15 protein-coding genes are annotated in these 21019 nt (G+C 50.4%); 6 read left to right on the plus strand and 9 right to left on the minus strand.

Translation table 11 applies throughout. The features are described from left to right. Positions 1-3: 3 nt before the first annotated feature. The 4 genes from CDA54_RS11700 to coxB are packed head-to-tail and all read right to left on the minus strand — an operon-like array spanning position 4 to position 4465. Positions 4-672, minus strand: a complete 669-nt coding sequence (locus CDA54_RS11700; protein ID WP_099035290.1) for a heme-copper oxidase subunit III family protein — start codon at positions 670-672, stop codon at positions 4-6. A 2-nt stretch (positions 673-674) separates the two neighbouring features. Continuing rightward, positions 675-1334 (minus strand): cytochrome c oxidase subunit 3, encoded by a 660-nt coding sequence (locus tag CDA54_RS11705; RefSeq protein ID WP_099035205.1) that lies wholly within the window; start codon positions 1332-1334, stop codon positions 675-677. Further along, on the minus strand, positions 1331-3040 hold the full coding sequence (gene ctaD, locus CDA54_RS11710) for a cytochrome c oxidase subunit I (RefSeq protein WP_099035206.1): 1710 nt from the start codon (positions 3038-3040) through the stop codon (positions 1331-1333). Before ctaD ends, CDA54_RS11705 begins: the two co-directional genes overlap by 4 nt. Before the next feature lie 15 nt (positions 3041-3055). Next, complete coding sequence (gene coxB, locus CDA54_RS11715) at positions 3056-4465, minus strand: cytochrome c oxidase subunit II (RefSeq protein WP_099035207.1); 1410 nt, start codon at positions 4463-4465, stop codon at positions 3056-3058. A 310-nt stretch (positions 4466-4775) separates the two neighbouring features. Here coxB and CDA54_RS11720 point away from each other — a divergent pair, with 310 nt between their 5' ends. The 3 genes from CDA54_RS11720 (at position 4776) to CDA54_RS11730 (ending at position 11043) form a co-directional block, all read left to right on the plus strand. Further along, entirely contained in the window at positions 4776-8777 is a 4002-nt protein-coding gene (locus CDA54_RS11720) for a hypothetical protein (protein ID WP_099035208.1), read from the plus strand. A gap of 180 nt (positions 8778-8957) precedes the next feature. Continuing rightward, positions 8958-9494, plus strand: a complete 537-nt coding sequence (locus CDA54_RS11725; protein ID WP_099035209.1) for a PH domain-containing protein — start codon at positions 8958-8960, stop codon at positions 9492-9494. Then, a complete protein-coding gene (locus CDA54_RS11730) occupies positions 9487-11043 on the plus strand; it encodes a PH domain-containing protein (protein WP_099035210.1) in 1557 nt (518 codons plus the stop codon). Before CDA54_RS11725 ends, CDA54_RS11730 begins: the two co-directional genes overlap by 8 nt. A 23-nt stretch (positions 11044-11066) precedes the next feature. Here the strand turns inward: CDA54_RS11730 and CDA54_RS11735 are convergent, their stop codons facing one another. The 3 genes from CDA54_RS11735 to CDA54_RS11745 form a co-directional block, all read right to left on the minus strand. Then, entirely contained in the window at positions 11067-12722 is a 1656-nt protein-coding gene (locus tag CDA54_RS11735) for an amidohydrolase (RefSeq protein WP_099035291.1), read from the minus strand. Positions 12723-12797: 75 nt separating this feature from the next. Then, positions 12798-14159 (minus strand): porin, encoded by a 1362-nt coding sequence (locus CDA54_RS11740; protein ID WP_099035211.1) that lies wholly within the window; start codon positions 14157-14159, stop codon positions 12798-12800. Positions 14160-14171: 12 nt separating this feature from the next. Continuing rightward, positions 14172-16145 (minus strand): BCCT family transporter, encoded by a 1974-nt coding sequence (locus tag CDA54_RS11745; protein ID WP_099035212.1) that lies wholly within the window; start codon positions 16143-16145, stop codon positions 14172-14174. Between the two features lie 342 nt (positions 16146-16487). Between CDA54_RS11745 and CDA54_RS19470 the strand changes: the two genes are divergently transcribed. Beyond that, positions 16488-16664 carry a DUF6435 family protein gene (locus CDA54_RS19470; protein ID WP_143452286.1) on the plus strand — a complete coding sequence of 59 codons (177 nt, stop codon included), beginning with the start codon at positions 16488-16490 and terminating at the stop codon, positions 16662-16664. A 3-nt stretch (positions 16665-16667) separates the two neighbouring features. Then, a complete protein-coding gene (locus tag CDA54_RS11750; protein WP_099035213.1) occupies positions 16668-17159 on the plus strand; it encodes a TspO/MBR family protein in 492 nt (163 codons plus the stop codon). A gap of 1 nt (position 17160) precedes the next feature. Here the strand turns inward: CDA54_RS11750 and CDA54_RS11755 are convergent, their stop codons facing one another. Together CDA54_RS11755 and CDA54_RS11760 are read right to left on the minus strand one after the other, a co-directional pair. After that, positions 17161-17508 (minus strand): Fis family transcriptional regulator, encoded by a 348-nt coding sequence (locus CDA54_RS11755; RefSeq protein WP_099035214.1) that lies wholly within the window; start codon positions 17506-17508, stop codon positions 17161-17163. Then, complete coding sequence (locus CDA54_RS11760; protein ID WP_099035215.1) at positions 17492-18373, minus strand: ATP-grasp domain-containing protein; 882 nt, start codon at positions 18371-18373, stop codon at positions 17492-17494. The genes CDA54_RS11755 and CDA54_RS11760 overlap by 17 nt, the downstream gene beginning before the upstream one ends. A 263-nt stretch (positions 18374-18636) precedes the next feature. Between CDA54_RS11760 and CDA54_RS11765 the strand changes: the two genes are divergently transcribed. Then, positions 18637-21012, plus strand: a complete 2376-nt coding sequence (locus CDA54_RS11765; protein WP_099035216.1) for a TonB-dependent receptor domain-containing protein — start codon at positions 18637-18639, stop codon at positions 21010-21012. Positions 21013-21019 lie beyond the last annotated feature (7 nt).

The raw sequence follows: 21019 nt of genomic DNA on the forward strand, positions 1-21019 counted from the left end.
CTCCTACCACAAGTAAAAGAATGCAAAAATAAACACCCAGACCAGATCCACAAAGTGCCAGTAGAGGCCGGTGATCTCGACGATTTCATAACCTTTTTTCTCGTAATGACCACGCAGCACTTTGATCGCCACGATGGTCAGGTAAATCACACCGATGGACACATGCAGGCCGTGAAAACCTGTGACCATAAAAAATACCGCACCAAACTGCGCCGCCCCCCAGGGGTTCTCCCAGGGACGAACGCCATCTTCGATCAGCTTGGTCCACTCGAACGCCTGCATACCCACAAAGGTCAAGCCCAGGAAGGCCGTCAGTAACATCAGCCAGGCGGCTTTGTGGCGGTTTTTGCGATAACCGTAATTCACCGCCATGGCCATGGTGCCGCTGCTGGTAATAAGGATAAAGGTCATAATGGCGATCAGTACCAGCGGAATAGACTGACCGGCGATGGTAAGGGCGAAAACATCGGTGGCAGGTGGCCAGGGATCGACGGCGGAAATCCGCACAACCATATAACCGATAAGAAAACAGCCAAATACAAAAGTATCACTGAGCAGGAAGATCCACATCATGGCCTTGCCCCAGGGCACCTGAAAGGCTTCTTTGTCTGCCGACCAGTCCTGTACAAATCCGCTCAGGCCCTGGGCTTTGGAAGAGGTTTGTGTTGTCATAGTCATTGTCCCAATCCACAAAATGCGGCAATCGCATCGTAAGTTTCCGGCTTACTGACCAACAGCGCAAACAACAGCGCCCACAACACAAGTAAATAGTGCCAGTAGGTGGCACACAGCCCCACCAGCGACCCGTTACCGGCCTTTTTAAGGCTAAACAATGCCATCGCCCAGGCAATCATGCCACCGAGTAAATGGGCGATATGCAGGCCGGTGAATAAATAGAAAAAACTCAGTGCCGGGCTATGATTAACGAAAAATCCCTGAGCCTGAAGCTGTTGCCAGAAAACCAATTGCCCACCGATAAACGCCGCCGCAAACAAGCCACCGATAAGAATCCCCACCTGCACACTTTTTGCGTTGTTGTGATTCACCGCCCGGCTTGCCCAGTGAAAACAAAGACTGCTTAAGATTAAATAGAGGGTATTCAGCCACAGCTGCCCCTTATAGAAGAGCGGCTGCCCGGGCTCTTCGGCAAGAGGTCGCCAGTCCTGATACTGTGAGCGCATAAGAAAGGCCACAAAGAACAGAAAGAACAATACAGAAATCACCGATAACAGCACTTTCACCGCAGACTTCTTAACCCGATCAGGACTTTTCTGCTGGATCTCATTCTTGCCCTCCAGCCAGGGCTTTTCCGTCAGGGTCTGAAAAATACTCATACCTTGGCCTCCTCCGGATAGTTTTGCGGCAGATAATCCTGTTCATAGCCCGGCACACTGTAGTCATAGGCCCAGCGATGACAGACCGGAACCGTTTCTCCCCAGTTACCATGGCCCGGCGGCGTGGTTTCCGTCTGCCATTCCAGCGTCGTGGCTTCCCAGGGGTTGGGGCCCGACTCCTTACCTTTGAAATAACTCCAGGCCAGATTAAACAGGAACACCAGTTGCGCCAGCGCCACAAAAATCGCCGCAATGGTGATAAAGGCATTCAGGTCCTTGGCAGAGTCAGGGATGAAGTCATAATTTTCATAAGCGTAGTAGCGTCTGGGCACACCCAGCACACCCAGGTAATGCATGGGGAAAAAGATCGCATAGGTACCGAGGAAAGTAGCCCAGAAATGGAACTTACCCATCCCCTCATGGAGCATCTTACCGCTCATTTTCGGATACCAGTGATATATCGCACCGAAGATCACCAACACCGGCGATACGCCCATTACCATATGAAAATGTGCCACCACAAAGTAGGTGTCCGATAAGGGTAAATCCACTACTACGTTGCCCAGAAACAGGCCGGTCAGCCCGCCAATGGTAAAGGTCGATACAAAGCCCAGTGCAAAAAGCATCGGCACTGACATGCGGATATTGCCCTGCCACAGGGTGAGCACCCAGTTGTACACTTTAATCGCGGTAGGCACGGCAATAATCAGCGTGGTGGTGGCAAAGAAATACCCGAAGTAGGGGTTCATGCCACTCACGTACATGTGGTGTGCCCAGACCACAAAGCTCAGAACACCGATGACCACAATGGCCCACACCATCATCCGGTAACCAAAAATATTCTTGCGCGCATGAGTGCTGATCAGATCTGAGACGATCCCAAAGGCAGGCAAAGCAACGATATACACCTCAGGATGGCCGAAAAACCAGAACAGGTGTTGGAACAGAATCGGGCTGCCGCCTTCATGGCCCATTTGCTCACCCATCGACAAAATGGCCGGCATAAAGAAACTGGTACCCAGCAGCTTGTCAAACAGCATCATAATGGCGCTGACAAACAGTGCCGGAAAAGCCAGCAGGGCCAGAATAGTAGCCATAAAGATGCCCCAGATAGTCAGCGGCATACGCATCATCGTCATGCCACGGGTACGGGCCTGCAATACCGTAGTGACGTAATTCAGCCCCCCCATGGTAGCGGCGATAATAAATATCCCCAGAGACACCAGCATCAGAATAATGCCCCAGTCAGAACCTGGGGTTCCCGGCAATATCGCCTGTGGTGGGTACAGGGTCCAGCCAGCTCCGGTTGGCCCCCCGGTGACAAAAAAGCTGGCCAGCAGCACCACTACTGCCAGCAGATAGAACCAGTAGCTGAGCATATTCACAAAGGGGAACACCATGTCTCTGGCACCCACCATCAGCGGGATAAGATAATTACCGAACCCGCCAAGGAATATCGCCGTCAGCAGATACACCACCATAATCATGCCGTGCATGGTCACATACTGGTAATAGGCGCTGGCATCGATAAAATCAAAACTACCGGGAAACCCCAGTTGCAATCGCATCAGGGTGGATAACACCAGGGCGACCAGGCCAACAAAAATTGCCGTCAGCGAATACTGAATGGCAATGACCTTATGATCCTGACTCCAGATATATTTGGTCCAGAAACTCTGGGGCGCATGGTGTTCCTGTGCTGTCATTACTGTCCACTCCTATTACAGACTCTTAATATATTCAATCAGAGCATTCGCCTGAGCGGTGCTTAGCTGAGAGGGCGGCATCACCGGCGGGTAACCTTCAACCATTTTGGCGTTGGGCTTAAACATGGATTCTTTAAGATAAGCGTCATTCACCGTCACCGTCTCACCGCTTGCCAGTGTCCGCTCACTGCCATATATGCCCTGCCAGCTCGGCCCCACTAAACGGCTGCCATCAATACTATGACAGGCAGTACACCCCTTACTCTGAGCCAGTTCAGCCCCGGAGGCCTTGCCAGCATCAGTGCCTTGTTGATGCTCAGGATCGGTTTCATTGCCTCGCTCCTTTATAAAGGCAATGACCGATTCCATTTCCAGTTCGCTGAGTTCAAGCTTGGGCATAATCGGTGCATAACCTTTCACTACGGAAGCATTCGGCTCCAATATCGCCTCTTTCAGATAATCATCATCGGCAACCACTTCGCTGCCATCTTTCATTACCCGGGTTGAGCCATAAAGGCCGAGCCAGGAGGGCCCGGCGGGGCTACTTTCGAAACCGTGGCAGGCCATACAACCTTTTTGCTGTGCCACCTGCATGCCTTTTTCTGCCTTAACGCTGAGTTTTTCGGACGCTTCCTTTTTCAGGCTTTGCGCAAAGGTCGGCAGGCCAGCGAGCCAGTCGTCATACTCCTGTTGTTCAACCACTTTGATAAAAGCACGCATATTAAAATGGCCAATACCGCAGTATTCAGCACACAGCACTTCAAAATCACCGGTACGGGTGGGGGTAAACCACTGATAGGAGACTTGTCCGGGCACGGAGTCCATCTTGACGCGGAAATTCGGTACGTAGAAATTATGCAGAACGTCTTTGGAGCGCAGCAACAGCTTAACCGGCCGGTTCACTGGTAATACCAACGTGTTACTGGTCAGTAACCTGTCGTCCTGCCCGGCTCCATCCAGTGGATCGACACCAAAACCATTATCGGTACTGATATGTTCGATAGCACTTTTACCCAGTTCACCATCTTCGCCAGGAAAGCGGAAACTCCAGGACCACTGCTGCCCCACCACTTCAACCTGATGGGCATCTTCGGGCACATTAACAAAATCAGCATAGACAATCAGGCCAGGCGCGAGCATAGCGATAATGCCAACACTGGTGCCCAGCGTCAGCCACCATTCCAGCTTCTTGTTTTCTGGTTCATATTGCGCTTTGCGCTCTGGCGTATGGCGGAACTTGATGACCGCATAGGCAATAAAGAAATTGACCGCAATAAATACCACCGCAGTGATCACCAGCGTGATCAGCATGGTGACATCTATGCTGCCCCAGTTTGAAGCGATAGGAGTAATATTCCAGGGGGACAGAAAATGAAACAGCACCGAGCCCAAAACCAGGATAACCAGAACAACAGCAAACGCCATATCCTCAACCCTTTTTATTATTCAGTCCTGATGACTCGCTGCCGGGGCTTACCATGTGGCAGGCTTATCAACGCATCCGTTACGTTGAAAAAAACATCAAACTGATTGTTTTTTAACCATTTGTGACAAGTGTAGGCAGGCTTTTAAAATTTCGCGAATATGAGTATCAATAAAATTTACGACATTTTCACAGCACCGGAAAACAATAGGCTGTGCGATGAACAGGTTGTCATAATTTGCTTTTTCGGCAGGGTTAGCCCTTACTTACCTGAAAAGAAATAAAAACAGTTCAGCTTCATGGAAGTGAACCATGTCACAAGACAAGCGTTCGGGCTCTGCTGCTGTTCCCGCAACTAAAAGATATTGGATCTCGGCACTATTGCTGGTGCTGGGTTTCAGTGTTTTTGCCTACTACCGGTACATGGATCTGCAGGACAGAGTCATCAGTCAGGATTACTACCGGATACTTTACGAAGCCTCTAATCACTTTAATGAGAATCTGATCAAGCTGAACAGCCTGTATCAGTACGATGCCGGTGTCAGCGCGCTGCGTTCCTTATTCCCGAGTTTCAGGCGGGAAAAAAAGCCATTAACCGAAAACACTAGCAAGCCGAATAAGTCAGAATACGTACAGCAAAAAGCTCCGGATAGCATCACCGAGTTCAGACTCAGCCACTATGAATTGACGATCACCACCAATGAGTTTATCGACAGAATACAGGTGGAAGATATTTTGCCCTTCCCTGAGCAGGGCTTCAGTCAATACCTGTTTGCCGATTCCCAGGGCATTGTCTTAACCAGCAGCGGCGATGAGAAAAGTATCTCTGTGGTGGATCTCACCAGTATTAAGCAGGCATTGCATCAGCAGCAGACCAAGTGGCGAATGGATCAGCAAGGTACTCAGGACAGTGCCAAGCTGAGTCTGCCCAGCCTCAGCCGGCATATCGATATGACCTTGTCTCATGGTGAATACCGGGTTTTTCTCTACCCTTTCAGGCTCGAAACCGCTTTAACCGCCACGGTATCAGACCCCACAGCGTCTGCCGTTAAGGAAAACTCAGGTAAGTTGCAGAGCTTCTATCTGGTGGGATTGCTGCCAAAACACCAACTGAGTAATAAGGAAAGCGGCGGCTGGAATCTGTCGATGCTGATCATCAGCCTTGTCAGTCTGATTTTTGTCTGGCTGTTGCTGCGCCTGCTGCTGATGCCTCTGCACCATAGCATTAGCCGGCTTTACCGCTATAGTTTTTATACTGTCAGTTATACGCTGTTTATATTACTCGGCGCCTGGCTGCTGGCTTCACTGGAACACCGGCAACTGCGCCACTTTAAAGCGCAAATAGCGGCAGATTACGCGCTACAGATTTCCGGCGAACTAAAGCAGGACCTTCAACAGGTGTTTACTGAGCTGGAACAATATAAAAGCTTCTATCGCTATCTGGTCAATCACTTCCTGCCACTGGAACAGACCTTGCGGCAGGACTGCAAAGCCAGGGAAGAGAATGAGAGGCCTGATTTCTGTGCACCCGATATTCGTGATTTAACCTTCTATGGCATTACCTCCAGCGCCCGTTGGTTGCTGCCAAAACAGCAACAGTTCCGGCCCTTTAACTACCAGAAACTCAGCCCCGACAGCAAGCTGATGGATATTTATCACCAGGACTTTGTGCACAGCCCCCATGGCGAAGATCTCAGTATGTTCCTCAAGCACCCTATCGATACAGGCATGTTTAAAAGCATCTTTACCATCAACCCGGACGCCAGATTGACCCTGCCGAGTATCTATTTTTATGAAAATGGCGCCACCTCAATTTATGACCTGTCTCACCGGGATTATTTCAAACAAGCCCGTGACATGCGTGGTTTTAATCTGCCCAGGGCTGACGGAAGCGGCACGTTTGAACATATCTATATACAGCGCCTGCTGAATATCGACAACGGCACCCGTGGCACCACTATATCCATGCCACTTTATTCGGGTAACGACATCAGTGATGACACAGAAAACCCGGACAGTTTTGTATTGGGTGCCGACATAATCCTGCCCTCGGTGAGTCTCAGAGCCCCCCATCAGCAGGATCTGATCTTTATGGTGGTCAACCGCAGACGCGGACAAGTGCTGTTTCACACACACAGCGATCGTTCACTGACGGAAAACATTTTCCATCTCGGTGACGAAACCTCCACTGTCGCCCGCTGGCTGAAAGCCGGCCTGGACAGCGATGGTCTGTTCAGCGAACAGATTTTCAGCGGCCATTATCATGGGCAAAGTGGACAGTTCACCGTCCATCCGGCGCCAATAGATGAATGGGCGGTGCTGGTGTTCTACCCCGACTCGACTCTCAGGGCCCACCAGTTCACTCAGTTTCTTTTTTATGCCATGACAATGGGTCTGATGTTGTTACTCTGCTGGCTACTCCTGTTAGTTATTCGTATCGGTAAACTATCCGCTTATCTGCAAAAACTATTGCCCAAAGGACTTCATGTCGACCATGGCTGCCTGTTTTTCTCGCTGGCCATTTATATAAGTGCGGTATTCTGGGTCGTGACCAAAGTCATGCTTTTGCCGGATATGACACTGATGAGTCTGCTGTTAAGCCTGGTGCTCTGCTTTATCTTAATTTGTACCGCCCTGTTACTCTGGGCCCGAGCCACCAACACTGAAACAAGCAGGCGTGGCCGGTGGCTTGTGATATTGGTGCTGCTTGTATTTATTCCCGGCCAGGCTCTGTATCTGGCTCCCACCTCTTCATTGCCCGTTAAAAATCTGCTGCAGTACTATCACAATTATCATTGTGCGGCCTGGAACCAGGAGCTTAGCGAACGTCACAAGATTGCCCTGAACAATTATCCTAATTCGGTCACCCACCAGCGTCTTGACCCACAAAGCCTGTTGCCCGTCACAGTCATGAAAAGCCAACAATGCAAAGATTTTCTGCTGTCAGTCAACACTGATGACTATCCGGCGCTGACTACCCTGTCGGGTTTCCGGTATGCCTGGCAGTGGCTCAAAAACCTGGCACAACGGCCAGACACTGAATTGTCAGCGTCGCAATTAGCCCTCCTCAGGGCGGAGATAACTCAACCCCGGGGCATCATCGCCCTGTATTTATTGCTGATGTTACTGCTGCCGGTAATCTGGGTACTGTTTCATCGCAATCTTTTGTGGCAACGGCTGGATTATCCGCCCTCTTACCTGAGCCACCTGCGTATCTTTAACCGGCGTGATAAGAGCGCTCTGACCCCGGGCATCCATCCGGGGTTAACTATCCAGATCGCAACGCCTCAGCACAACGGCATTCACCTCAGTCTGTTGCTGGGAATGACGACGCAGGAGGTGGCTGATGAGCTCATCGGCAGATTCACCGAGCTGATGTCACTCTGCCCGCAACTGATGGCCTGTCATAAACAAAATCAGAGCTTTTCCAACCTTAAAATCAATCTTAAACGGGCGGCCGACTCCGGCGCGCTGCAGGTGGAGTTATGGGATATTGAAAGCAGTCTGGAGCAGCCTCAACAGCGCCAGTGTCTGCTTGAACTGATCATGCAGCTTAAATCACTGGTACTGCTGGGCAAACTGCATGGACTGAGGATCCTTACAGAGTTCCATACGCTTAATCGTATACGCCAGAAAAAACAAATACTGGCCGGTAGTGCCCCTTCTATCGGCGAAGTGGAATACCTGTCCTGGGCTGAATGTCTGATGGATTTCAGGGTGTTACCGCCCAAAGGTCTGCTCAGGGCTCTGCACTACCCCACTTTAGAAAAAGAAATCGCCGCTCTGCCGGAGCTGGGAAGCTGTCTTAGTGGCGAGCAGGTTATTGCCAGTGAACACAACGCTGAGAAGGACGGATCGCCGGAGCAGACCATCAAACTGCTGCTGATCCTCGCCGATGCACTCTATCGCTTTAAATGGGAGTCCTGCAGTAATGTTGAAAAACTGGCGCTCTATCATCTGGCCAAGGGCGATCATCTGAACCCGCTGAATAAAGAGATGATCGAACAACTGCTGCTCGATGGCCTGATCAAAATTACAGACAATGACATTCAGATTGCGAATCAGAGTTTCAGACAGTTTATTCTCAATGCCGAACCTAAAAACGCCATCGCGGAGCTTATTCATCAGAGCGAAGCCGGCACCTGGAAAAACTATCGCTTACCTATTGGTTTACTGATCATTATCATCATAGGCGGCATGGCAATTACCTCGGGCCAGTCTATTCCTATTATTATTGCCTCGGTAGCCGGCGTGATGGGCACCCTTGCCAGCCTCGCCAACAGCGCAAATCTGCTAAGAGGGCAGATTAAATAAACAGGCAATACCACCATTGTTCAAAAATCCCGCGATTCGCACGCTAATTCTGCGAACGGCATTAACGCCTTCAGGTAATGATTCACCTACAAACATTTATACCCTGTAACATATCAGCCTCTTGATCCCACCCTGATAAAAATTTATAACGGTGCTGACCCAATCGAACAGGGATATCCCATGCATACTGAGGAATTTGTGAATTCGCCGATCAATGAACTGCCTGATATTGAAACGCTTGAATTTACTCCCCTGCCACCGCTATACCGCAAACTAAACCTGCTGACTAATCTGTGTCTTTTTCTGTTTCTGTTACTGGCCACCGTGGCTCTTCAGTGGCAAAGCTGGATGACTCTTCCACTGGTTATTAGCGTCAATATGGATACCATTCGCTTCGGGCTGAGCCTCGCTGCGGTGGTGATTCCGGGCTATTTGTATCTGGCCGATAAACGCAAAGGTTATGCGCTGCGTCAGCACGACCTCAGTTATCGTAGCGGGCTCATTTTTATCAGTGTGACGACCCAGCCGGTGCTGCGCATTCAGCATGTGGAACTCAAACGCGGGCCGATTGAGCGCAAGGCCGGCCTGGCCAGCCTTCAGGTTTTCAGCGCCGGCGGCGCCATGCACACCTTTGCCATTCCCGGCCTGCCGCTGGCTAAAGCCAAGCAAATACGTCGGTTTATCCTTGAGCACAAAGACATTGCCCAACATGACTGAACCCCATGACGAGCAACAACTAACAATACAGCAGAACCAATGGCAGAAACTGCCGCTGATTGCCATTGTTTACTTCAGTTTCAATCTGCTGCGCCAGATAGTCGGGCAATTTATCTACCTGATCCCGGCCTTGTTGATTGGCTACTCGACTATCATCGAAAGCTTGCCAGAGGCTATTGCGGGAGCATTAATACTGCTGGGCGTTGTGCTTGGCAGCAGTTGGCTGAAATTTCATTTTTACCGCTTCCGGCTCAGTCACGATCATATTCAGATCCGCTCCGGAGTGCTGAGTAAAAAGCATCTGGATTTACCTTTTCACCGCATCCATAACGTGAAACTGGAACAGCCCCTGTTCTACCGGCCCGGCAACCATACCTGCGTGGTACTGGACACTGCCGGCTCAAGCAAAGATGAAGCTAAGATCTTTGCCCTGCCCATGCAACAGGCCTTATCTCTCAAATCAGCCATTGTCCACTTTGCCAGCCAACCCGCAGCCAGCAATGGCGCGCCAGAGAACGAGGCCGCCGATCCGTCAGTGCCTGTAACTGAACCACAGGAAGTGGAGCTGAATCGCCGCTCACTCTCAGATTTGGTGATCCACGGGGTAACCAGTAACCGCATCTGGATCTTTTTAGGCGGTCTGGCTCCCTTCTTTGACAATATATTTGAATGGTTGAGCGAACTGTTACTTTCCTCAGGCATGGATCTCAAAGCCTTGCTGGATCCTTCGCAACAATCACTATGGCAATACAGTATGACCCTGCTTACCCTGGTTTTCATGGCCATGTTATTGCTTACTATATTCTCTGTACTTGGCGCCATTATTAATTTTTATGGTTATCGACTCAGTCGCCTGAATGACAGATATATCCGTCGCAGTGGCCTGTTTACCCGCCATGAAGTGTCCATGCGCCGCTCCCGTCTGCAAATGCTGGTGCGCAGACAGGACTGGCTGGACCGCCTGATTGGCCGCATTAATCTTAAGCTGGAGCAGTTCAATGCCAATATTGAGCATGGCCAGATGATGATGCTGAATAACAAGATCATTGTCCCTTCCATCAAAGCCGATGAATGTGACGCTCTGCTTCAAGACATCTACCCTGAAAACCGGCTCAGCGAGATTGATTATCAGCCTGTTGACCGGCGGTTTTTGTGGCGGCATTGTCTGTTTGCGCTGTTGTTACACGCCGGCATCGCCCTGCTGCTGGCCCCTGAGGCCATGGCAACGCTTATCACCGGGTTAAGCCTGTTGCTGGTCAGCACGTTGATATACCTGCGCTGGAAACGCTGGGGCTTTGCCATCGACAATAACTTTATTTATATCCGCAAGGGTTTGTTTGGCGTGGATTATTACAGTTTTGCCCTGAGCAAAATCCAGCAGACCCGATTCGCACAGAGTATCTGGATGAAGCCCTATAACCTCTGTTCTGTGACCCTGATACTGGCCTGTGGCGGCCAGAGCATTCCCTTTATCCGCTGCCAGCAGGGTCGCCAGATTATCAATATCGGGCTATTCGAGGTGGAGGCCCATAAAGCCTCCTGGATGTAAAACGAACCCGCATAAAGTCGCAGTTAGTCGCGACTAAACACGGTTCTTCCACCAACAATAGTGCGCTGTACCTGCACATCGGCGATTTGTTCTGCCTCGATACTGAACAGATCCTGATCGAGAATCACCAGATCTGCCAGCTTACCCGGTGCCAGAGAACCTTTGATTTTCTCCTCTGCGGAGGCATAGGCGGCCCCGCGGGTATAGGCTATCAGTGCCTGCTCCAGACTGATTTTCTGTTCCGGCACCCAGCCCTGAGGATTATTATCATCCAGGGTTCTGCGTGTTACCGCCGCATAAATCCCCATAATCGGCGAAACCGGCGCTACAAACCAGTCACTGCCGAATGCCAGTTGTGTATTGCTATCCAGCAAAGCCCTAAAAGCATAGGTTGTCTGGGCCCGCTCCGCACCAATCACACGCTCCGCCCATCGACCATCATCAATGGCATGATAGGGCTGCATACTGGCAATCACATCAAGTTCACTGAAACGAATAATATCTTCAGGTTCTATATGCTGGGCATGTTCAATGCGCCAGCGCCTGTCGACACCACCCTGAACCTCCTCTATGCCGGCGTAAATATCCAACAGTCTGCCGATGGCCCGATCGCCAATGGCATGCACCATCAGTTGCAGACCGGCGCGATCGGCTGCCGTGATCCATTCTTCCATCTGCTCAGGAGGGTTGATAAAAAAGCCACTGTCATCGGGCGTATCCGTATAGGGTTCGTAAAACGCTGCCGTATGTGAACCCAGTGAACCATCCATAAAGCCTTTTACACCACCGACTTTGAGCCACTCATCGCCGCGACCGTGCTCGGCCACATAATTAGCCACCTTCTGCCAGGTTTCCAGCGGCTCCACCGCATAAATCCGGGTGCGCAGCTGGCCCTTTTCATGAGCACGCTGGTAGGTACGCAAACTGCGCATACTTTGCCAGTCTCCCATATCATGGACACTGGTAATGCCATAGCTCGCTACATGTTCACTTGCCGCCTGAAGTGCCGCATCGAGTTGAGCCTCATCAGGCTCGGGGATGATTGACTGAATAAGATTCATGGCGTTGTCTTTCAGCACCCCTGTCGGATTGCCCTCACTATCGCGGACGATTTCACCGCCTTCCACATCCGGAGTATCGCTATCGACCCCGGCAAGCTCAAGGGCCAGGGAGTTTGCCAGCGCCATATGCCCGTCCAGACGCATCACAAATACTGGATTCTTTGGAGTCAGTTCGTCTATCCATTCCTTGCCGGGTAATTCGCCACCCCAGTTTTCATGGTCCCATTCACCATTTAAGATCCACTTCCCCCCGGGCTGACTGGCAGCAAAGTCGCCGATACGATGGCTGAATTCCTGTGGTGTTTTCGCATCCCGCAACTGTACCGACGACAGCCCCATACCACCGATAAGAAAATGCACATGGCTATCTATAAATCCGGGAAGCAGCATATTACCCGCCACATTGATGACTTCTGTGGAATCATCGATATAACCGGTTATCTCGGTTTCACTGCCCACTGCCATGATTTCTTCCCCTTTAATGGCAAGAGCCTGGGCATGGGGATTATGTGGGTCAGCGGTCCAGATCCTGGCCTTAATGAATACCGTATCTGCCACCGGAAGAGACCGCTTTGGTGTTTCGCCAAAAGCGCCGGGGATCACCCATATCAACAACATCACAACAAGCCCTGGATGCGGTAATATCTGGTGCATTTTCATGAGATGGCCCTCTGGAATCCTGAAACCTGTTAACTAAAAATAGTATCCAAAATTAATATTAAAGCGCGTGTTGGTGTCACCGCCATCGACTCCCATTGAGCCTCCCACAAAGGGATGATTTTGTGCTGTAACCAAATCAAAGTAGGTATACAGGCCGCCTGCGCTGACAGCCATCCCCAGCACATTCATAAACGTATCGTCACTGAGCCCGCTTTTTGCACTCATCAGGCTGTAGTTGTCATAAAAGCGCAGATTGGTCACAGGCCCCCATGATACGGGTAAATCATAAGCCAGATTCAGCGTGTAAAGGGTGGCCCTGGCTGGCATGGTGTCAAAATACGCATAGGCGCCCATCACCACTCCTTCATTTTCCTGAGCCAGATCATAGTCATAGCGACTGGCCATGGCCATCAGCTCCCAGGGCCCCTTGTTATAGCGAAGGTGCCCCCCAAGAACGGAACGTTCACCGACGCTGTTGCTGCCATTATGTAAATCACCATGTTGTACAGACAGGCCCAACTCCAGATTGCTATCCACTGACAGTGTGAATTTTCGCGCTCCACGCAGGGCCCAGGAATTGTTCTGGGCCATGGGCTCAGAGGGCGCATCAAAAATCCCCTCTCCGGCAATACGGATCCCCACAGGATCATACGCATAGCGGTCATCTCGATTGCTTACAAAACCATCGACGCCGCCCTGTTCACCGTTTTTGTAAAACCCCAGATCCCACTCCCATTTTTCGCTGCGATAGCGGAGATTTGCGCCGGTTTCGGGATTATCTTCCAGGCCTGCATAAAAATTGGAACTGAAAAAATAATTGTGGGAATTGTATGGCAGATTGCCAAAGGGAACATTGATAATGCCCACCTGAGCCTGCCAGAATTTACTCAGATTATAGCCCACGTAGGCTTTTTGTACGGCTTCCATATATTGAAACCAGCGGTACTGGGCTGCCAGAATCACATCCCCAATCTCGCCATTAAAATCAAGCCGAATCAGATCGAAGTCAACATCACCCCCACGATCCTTGTTTCCCTGAGCATAATCTTGATAAACGTATTGAAAGCGTACCGCACCACCAACCCGAATCGGAGCATTCTTTGCGGCCTTTACATCACGTTCCAGTTGCGCGAGTCGCGGGTCAGGAGCACGCGGCATCCGCACAGATTCAATCTCATCGCTATCGGCTTTTGTTGCAGAGTTACTTTCTGTAGCTGTGTCATTGTCATGCTCCGCCAACCGGGCTTCGAGTTCCTTGACCCTGGCCTGTAACGTCACCATCTGCTCCAGGATAGACTTCAACTCCTGCTGCAGTTTGCGTTGTTTCTCATCAGCGCAAACAGGCTGGGTCGCCAAACACAGAGCCAATAACAGGCGAGGTGTATGGCGCACCATATATTTCCTCCGTTATCTCAACACATGTAAAAAATGCATATGCTTGTGATAGTGATCAATAATATCGCCTATGACTGCCTCTCTGGACCAGCCCAGAATATCGTAATCCTGACCGCCTTCGCCTAAGTGAACTTCAGCCCGGAAGTACAATTTAGCTTCATCCATATTATGAGGGTCAGCTTCGGCTTCAGGTGTCAGAAAGGCCGGACGTACATGAGGACTCAGCATCACCTCATACAGGAAGTCGATCTCCTCACCATGTACCACTTTAAAGCTGAGGCGATCAGGATCATCTTTGGTCACATCAACCGTGTAACCCTTGTCCCGCATTTCCTGGGCGACTTCATCAAAAGCCGGTGTAGCAACCTTCTGTATAAAGCGCCGCCCCACCTCTTTACTCGGATAATCGATGATATTCTGTAATCTTTCGCGCCAGTTTTTGGTCCCCATGGTCGCGGCAGTAAGGTAACTATTCTGCAATGCATCGCGTTTATGAACATCGATACGCAGTGCCTTAATCAGTCCATAGGTTGCTATCAGCAGCACAACGGTGAAGGGTAAGGCACTGGCAATTGCCATGGTCTGTAAAGCCCCCAGACCGCCTGCCAACAGCAGCACTATAGCCACGACACCCTCACCACTGGCCCAGAAAACGCGCTGCCAGAGGGCAGTATCATCACGCCCATTGGAACAGAGCATATCCACGACCATAGAGCCGGAATCCGAAGAAGTCACGAAGAACACAATGACCATCAGTGTCGCCAGCAAAGACAGGATGCTGGACAGAGGGAAGTGCTCCAGGAAAGCAAACAAGGCAATCGACACATCTTTTTGCACCAGATCGCCTAACTCAGCCGCCCCCTGATTAAGAATCAACTCAATGGCAGAATTACCAAAGAAGGTCATCCACATCAGTGTGAAACCTGTCGGTACTAACAATACCCCAAGCACAAATTCGCGGATCGTTCGTCCTCTGGAAACCCGGGCAATAAACAAACCGACAAAAGGTGCCCAGGAAAGCCACCATCCCCAGTAAAAAACGGTCCAGCCACCAATCCAGTCAGTTTTTTCATAGGCAAACAGGTTAAACGTCTTATCGACAATATCGGACAGGTAAGAGCCGGTATTCTGGACAAAGGCCTGTAGTAAAAATACGGTGGGGCCAAGCACCAGCACAAACAACAACAATGCCACTGCCAGAATCATATTCAGTTCTGACAAGCGACGTATGCCTTTATCCAGCCCGGTGGTGACTGATATGACGGCCAGTGAGGTAATCCCCACCACCAATAAAATTTGCATGGTGGTACTTACCGGCATGCCAAACAAATAATTAAACCCGGCATTCACCTGCGCTACCCCATAGCCCAGCGATGTCGCCACGCCAAACAGGGTGCCAATGACAGCAAACACATCCACTGCATGACCGATAGGTCCATAAATACGTTCACCGATGAGCGGATACAGAGCCGACCGTAAGGTCAGAGGCAAGCCATGGCGATAGGCGAAAAATGCCAGTATCAGTGCCACGATGGCGTAAATTGCCCAGGCATGCAGTCCCCAGTGAAAGAAAGTAATTTTCATTGCTTCTCTGGCCGCTTCCACGGTAGCCGGATCACCGGTTGGCGGTGCCAGAAAATGCATCACCGGCTCGGCAACCCCGAAAAACATCAGACCAATGCCCATACCAGCGGAGAACAACATAGAAAACCAGGTCCCCATGCCATAATCAGGCACAGAATGATCGGGACCAAGTTTGATACTGCCAAAGCGCGAAAAACCCAGATACAGCACTGAAACCAGTATAACGGCCACCGCCACTACATAGAACCAGCTGCCATTTTCTATAATCGCGGCCTGCACGGCCTGAAAGGTTGTATTGGCAGTATCAGGGGCAATAACAGAAAACAGCAGTATAAGAACAATCAGCCCGGTGGCGGGATAAAACACATTTGGATTGATCTTGGCCGGGGTATTCTCTGGCATGCTAAGAACTCCTTTTTATTTTTATGTCGCAGAACAAAGCCTGTTTACACACTGCACGTGTCAGACCGGAAAAACAAGGGGTCCAAATGCCGCGACTAACATTGGTTCCGGACATCAGACAAAAAGCTGCCTTAGCGATTCCCCTGTTTATAGTCTCTTAAAGGTGTAGAACATGCAGGCCCTTAGAGCAAATATAGACCTATGATTTGTAAGACGATTTTCATATAAAAGCCCCACCTTCCCAGTGTATGCCCCACCTTGCACCTACCGCTAGGTTTTTCTGGTCTTTTTTACAGACACTGACGTATTCCACATTTACGTACTTTATGATGATGAGCAAAAATGTTTAATATCTTCAGGCGAGACCCCAATAAAAAACTGCGCAAGCAATATGATACGCGGCTGGAACAAGCCATGCAGGCACAGCGGCGGGGGGATATAAAAAGCTTTGCCATGCTGACCGATGAAGCAGAGAAACTGTGGCAGCAGCTTCAGGAACAACAACAAAAAGGGGAATAAGACATGCCTCAACCCAGCCTGCTACGACAGAGTCTGATGCTGATATTTTTTCTGCTTGTTACTTATATCGTGGCCGCCATAGGCAGTATCGCCTCAATCGATGCGCCTGATTTCTACCTTCAGCTCACCCAACCTGTCTGGGCTCCCCCTGCCTGGTTATTTGGTCCGGTATGGACACTACTCTACACACTGATGGCCATCGCGGCCTGGTTGGTATGGCGAAGCCGCTGTTCACAAAAGCAAGCGGCACTGGGCTTATATGCCCTGCAACTGGTATTGAATGGGTTATGGAGCTGGCTGTTCTTCACCTGGGCTCTGGGTGCCATTGCCTTTGCAGAAATCCTCTTACTGTGGGGTTTGATTTTGCTCACTATGATCAACTTCTGGCGCTGCAATAAAATTGCCGGTACGTTACTGCTACCTTATTGGTTGTGGGTCAGCTTTGCCGCAGTATTAAACTGGGCGCTGTGGCTCGACAATCCGGCATTATTGTAACTTACCCGCCCTCCAGTCTTTTGCGCCAGTTGCCCTGGTGTTCACGATGACATGATTGCTCCGAATCCAGAGCAATATGCTGCTGTGGATTTTGCAATAGCAACTGTGCCCGTTTCAGTTGAGAGGTAATTTCCGCTCGCAATCTGATGTCCTGGCTGGTATTGATCATGGTCTGAACATTCTCATCCGTCTCAAACACACAGGTAATGACCAGACTCTGGGGAAAATGTGGATAATCTACGGTGTGAGTTAACCAGCTAAACCCCACTTCCCAACTTTTTATTTCCTCACAGGCTAGTGTCAACGCCTTAACCAGGCTGGCTTCGGTTTTCTTATGATTTCTGTTCATTAGTATTACCCGTTTTGTCTGTCAGTGCCTGTACAAAACGCTGTGCAGAGCCAGGATCCATATTAAAGTAGAGTGAGGGCTCGATCAGCTCCAGCTCCATTACCACATAGCCATATTGGCAGCAGATAAAATCCAGGCGCGCATAAAGCGTCTGGCCAGGAATAACCTTTAAGGTTCTGCCAGCCAGCGCCAACAATTCTGCATCAGGCGCAAAAACATGGAGCTGTCCGCCATGCTCCTCCTGAACCCTGAAATCACCTGACTTTGGTACCTTACGAATAGCATGGCTAAATCGACTGCCAAAGAAAAATAACGACACTTCTCCATCATCAATTACATTACTTATAAAAGGTTGCAGCATATGCGCCCGTTCAGAGAACACTGATTCCAACATCCTCAGTTGTGCGGGATCATCACTCACGCCAAGTCGATAGGTATGCTCAGCGCTGGCGCTAATCAGCGGTTTAATAATCAGCTCATCGGTATCGAAGTGAGCGAAAGCCGATTGGATCTGTTGTGGATCGAATTGTTCCTGCCACACGGTAGGAACAATCGGTATTCCGGCCTTTTCCAGCTCTTTGAGATAGCGTTTACTGATATTCCAGCGCACCGTTTCCAGATCGTTAAACAAGGTCGTACTTTCGCTAATCTGTGCCAGACGGTGAAGAAAATCCTCAGGAAACTGTTGATAGTCCCAGCAGCTGCGCAGAATAACCGCATCAAACTGACTCCAGTCTGTATTTTCTTCTTTCCATGACATAGTTGTCACCTGCCAGCCCTGCTCTGCCATCGGTGATATCAGCAAGTTGTCATAAACGTAATAATCGCCAATATCGTCCATGGATAAAAATACGCAACGCTTCATAAAGTCTTACCCCAAACAACGGTGACAGACACCCTAACTTATTGTGTTCGTACAAAGAACCGTAAAAACAGGCCCGAAATAATGTTACTTGCGTGGAGCCTTTTGCTGTTCTTCATACTACGGCCAGGACTGCATCACTGTATGACCCGCTATTCTATAACATAATCATATTTGAGAATTATTATCATTTGCATTGAAATGCAAATGCAAACCAGTATCATTCGTAATTCTTCGATTAGGGCCGATAACACAAGGACACTCAAATGAAACAGGGCTTTAAACGCCAGTCATTAGCACTATGTATTGCCATCTCTTGTCACTCAGGAGTTATTGCTAACGAACAGGCGACGCCGGGACTGGAACATATTGTGGTCACAGCCACAGGATTTGAACAAAAACTTACTGAAGCTCCCGCCAGTATCTCGGTCATCACCAATGAAGACATTAAAACCCGTCCTTTTACCTCATTGCTCGACGCAGTGAAGTACCAGGAAGGTATTGATATCGGCACGACCAGAGATAAAACCGGTCAGGGCAGCATCAGCATGCGTGGTCTGACAGGTGAATACACTCTAATCCTTATCGACGGTCGCCGCCAGAACAACCACGGCGATATTTATCCCAACAACTTTGGTGGTAATGCCTTTAATCATGTTCCGCCACTGGAAGCCATCGAGCGCATTGAGGTTATCCGTGGGCCTGCCTCCACCCTGTATGGTGCCGATGCATTAGGCGGCGTTATTAATGTGATCACCAAACGCCATACCGAAGACTGGACCGGCGCAATTACCTTCGGTCGCAGTCTGCAAAGTAACGACCAGTTTGGTGACGACCTGACCACAGACTTCAGCGTGATGGGGCCGCTGATCGAGAATGTACTGACACTCGGTTTGCGTGGCAGTGTGTATGAACAACTAGCCTCTTCACCCGAATTTGAACCCGCCGTGGATCCCAACGGCAAAGAGCATGTACGGGCACTGGGTTTTGGTAGTGGCGGTAAAACCGTCGACAGCACCAGCGAACAGTTTGGCTTTACCCTAAACTACACCCCGGCAAGAGGCCACGAACTGCGATTCGATTTTGATGATTCTCATCAGAGCTATGATAATACCCCCTCGTTTGACGTGGACAGCGGCAGTATCACCTACCCGCTTGGCACAAAAGACAGTATTGAGTCCATCTGGCAGGATCGCGGCGGTCAGGTTATGCCCCGGGCAGGTTATGCCGCAGAACAGGAGTTTGCCCGTCAGTGGTGGTCGCTTGGCTATGAGGGCGACTGGGGTTTTGGAACCGGCAGTCTGGCGTTAGCCCATGTAGACACCGACAACCTTGGCCGCACCTTACCACTGAGCGTTGCTGAGCGACTGCACCTGCAACAAATGTATGATGGCGGGGGTGAGTATGCCGGAATGACTGAAGCTCAGCGTAAAGCACTGGCTGAACAAACCTTTTTGCCAAGACCCGACCGGCCACTGAACTCCAGCCAGTACACCTTTGATGCCCGCCTGGACATTCCACTGACTAATCTTGCCGGTGATCATAAACTGGTGCTGGGCGGACAAATCATCGACGGCGAACTTAAAGATGGTGTGTTCGGTATGGAAGACAACCAGGCCGGCGCCGTGCAGGAGCAGAAGATGTACTCCCTGTTCGTGGAAGACAACTGGATGCCTGGCGACTATCTGACCATCACCGGTGGGGTACGCTATGACAACCATGATGTGTTTGGCAGCCAGGTATCACCGCGTCTATATGCCGTGTATTCCCTGAACAGCGCGTGGACAGTGAAAGGCGGCGTCTCCACCGGCTATAAAACGCCCAAAACCACAGATCTGTACGATGGTATCACCGGTTTCGGTGGTCAGGGCACCAGCCCCTTTGCCGGTAACCCTGAGTTACAACCGGAAACCAGTGTTAATTCTGAAGTTGCGCTGTACTGGAATTCAGACACAGAGTCGCATCACTTCGATATCACCTATTTCAGCACCCGCTTCGACGACAAAATTGCCCGTGGAGATACCATATACAGCTGCGAAGTCACCGGCGGTGAGCGTCCCTGTGTAAACCTCGGTGCCTATGACCAGCTTGGTTACACCACCTACAGTCAGAAAATCAATATCGACAAGGTGGATCTGCAGGGTGTGGAACTGGCCGGGCGTTACCAGATAAGCCGCCAATGGTTTGTTCAGGGCAACTATACCTGGACCGACAGCGAACAGAAAAGCGGCCCGCAACAGGGCCAGCCACTGACCAACACCGCCGAGCATATGGCCAATCTGGTGCTGGGCTGGCAGCTCAGTGCAGATCTGAATCTGTACCTTCAGGGTGAGCACCGCTCCGACCGTTACCGCGGCTGGGACAACACCCTGGACAAGGCGCTGTACTACAAAAACTACGGTCTGCTCAACCTCGGTGCCCGCTATAACATTAACGACCACATCAGTATTAATGCCCGGGTTAATAATTTGCTCGATCGTGACTTTACCTCTTACAGCACCAGCTATACCGATCTCAATGGCGATGGGGAGTACGAGTATATTACCGGTCGCGGCGCAGTCAGCGAAGTCGTCTTCAGTGACGATTACAACGTCAAAGACAAGGCGCGTAATTTCTGGATCGGCGTGACGGCGTCGTTCTGATATGACG

Origin of the sequence: Lacimicrobium alkaliphilum, from assembly GCF_002591895.1 — a bacterium.
GTDB classification, from domain to species: domain Bacteria; phylum Pseudomonadota; class Gammaproteobacteria; order Enterobacterales; family Alteromonadaceae; genus Lacimicrobium; species Lacimicrobium alkaliphilum.

Bases quoted from the DNA above. Each gene is read 5' to 3' on its own strand.
- CDA54_RS11735 (WP_099035291.1), bottom strand. From the start codon at position 12,722: ATGTTGTTGATATGGGTGATCCCCGGCGCTTTTGGCGAAACACCAAAG.
- CDA54_RS11750 (WP_099035213.1), top strand. From the start codon at position 16,668: ATGCCTCAACCCAGCCTGCTACGACAGAGTCTGATGCTGATATTTTTT.
- CDA54_RS11745 (WP_099035212.1), bottom strand. From the start codon at position 16,145: ATGCCAGAGAATACCCCGGCCAAGATCAATCCAAATGTGTTTTATCCC.
- CDA54_RS11720 (WP_099035208.1), top strand. From the start codon at position 4,776: ATGTCACAAGACAAGCGTTCGGGCTCTGCTGCTGTTCCCGCAACTAAA.
- CDA54_RS11765 (WP_099035216.1), top strand. From the start codon at position 18,637: ATGAAACAGGGCTTTAAACGCCAGTCATTAGCACTATGTATTGCCATC.
- CDA54_RS11705 (WP_099035205.1), bottom strand. From the start codon at position 1,334: ATGAGTATTTTTCAGACCCTGACGGAAAAGCCCTGGCTGGAGGGCAAG.
- CDA54_RS11755 (WP_099035214.1), bottom strand. From the start codon at position 17,508: ATGAACAGAAATCATAAGAAAACCGAAGCCAGCCTGGTTAAGGCGTTG.
- CDA54_RS11725 (WP_099035209.1), top strand. From the start codon at position 8,958: ATGCATACTGAGGAATTTGTGAATTCGCCGATCAATGAACTGCCTGAT.
- CDA54_RS11730 (WP_099035210.1), top strand. From the start codon at position 9,487: ATGACTGAACCCCATGACGAGCAACAACTAACAATACAGCAGAACCAA.
- CDA54_RS11760 (WP_099035215.1), bottom strand. From the start codon at position 18,373: ATGAAGCGTTGCGTATTTTTATCCATGGACGATATTGGCGATTATTAC.
- CDA54_RS11740 (WP_099035211.1), bottom strand. From the start codon at position 14,159: ATGGTGCGCCATACACCTCGCCTGTTATTGGCTCTGTGTTTGGCGACC.
- ctaD (WP_099035206.1), bottom strand. From the start codon at position 3,040: ATGACAGCACAGGAACACCATGCGCCCCAGAGTTTCTGGACCAAATAT.
- CDA54_RS19470 (WP_143452286.1), top strand. From the start codon at position 16,488: ATGTTTAATATCTTCAGGCGAGACCCCAATAAAAAACTGCGCAAGCAA.
- CDA54_RS11700 (WP_099035290.1), bottom strand. From the start codon at position 672: ATGACAACACAAACCTCTTCCAAAGCCCAGGGCCTGAGCGGATTTGTA.
- coxB (WP_099035207.1), bottom strand. From the start codon at position 4,465: ATGGCGTTTGCTGTTGTTCTGGTTATCCTGGTTTTGGGCTCGGTGCTG.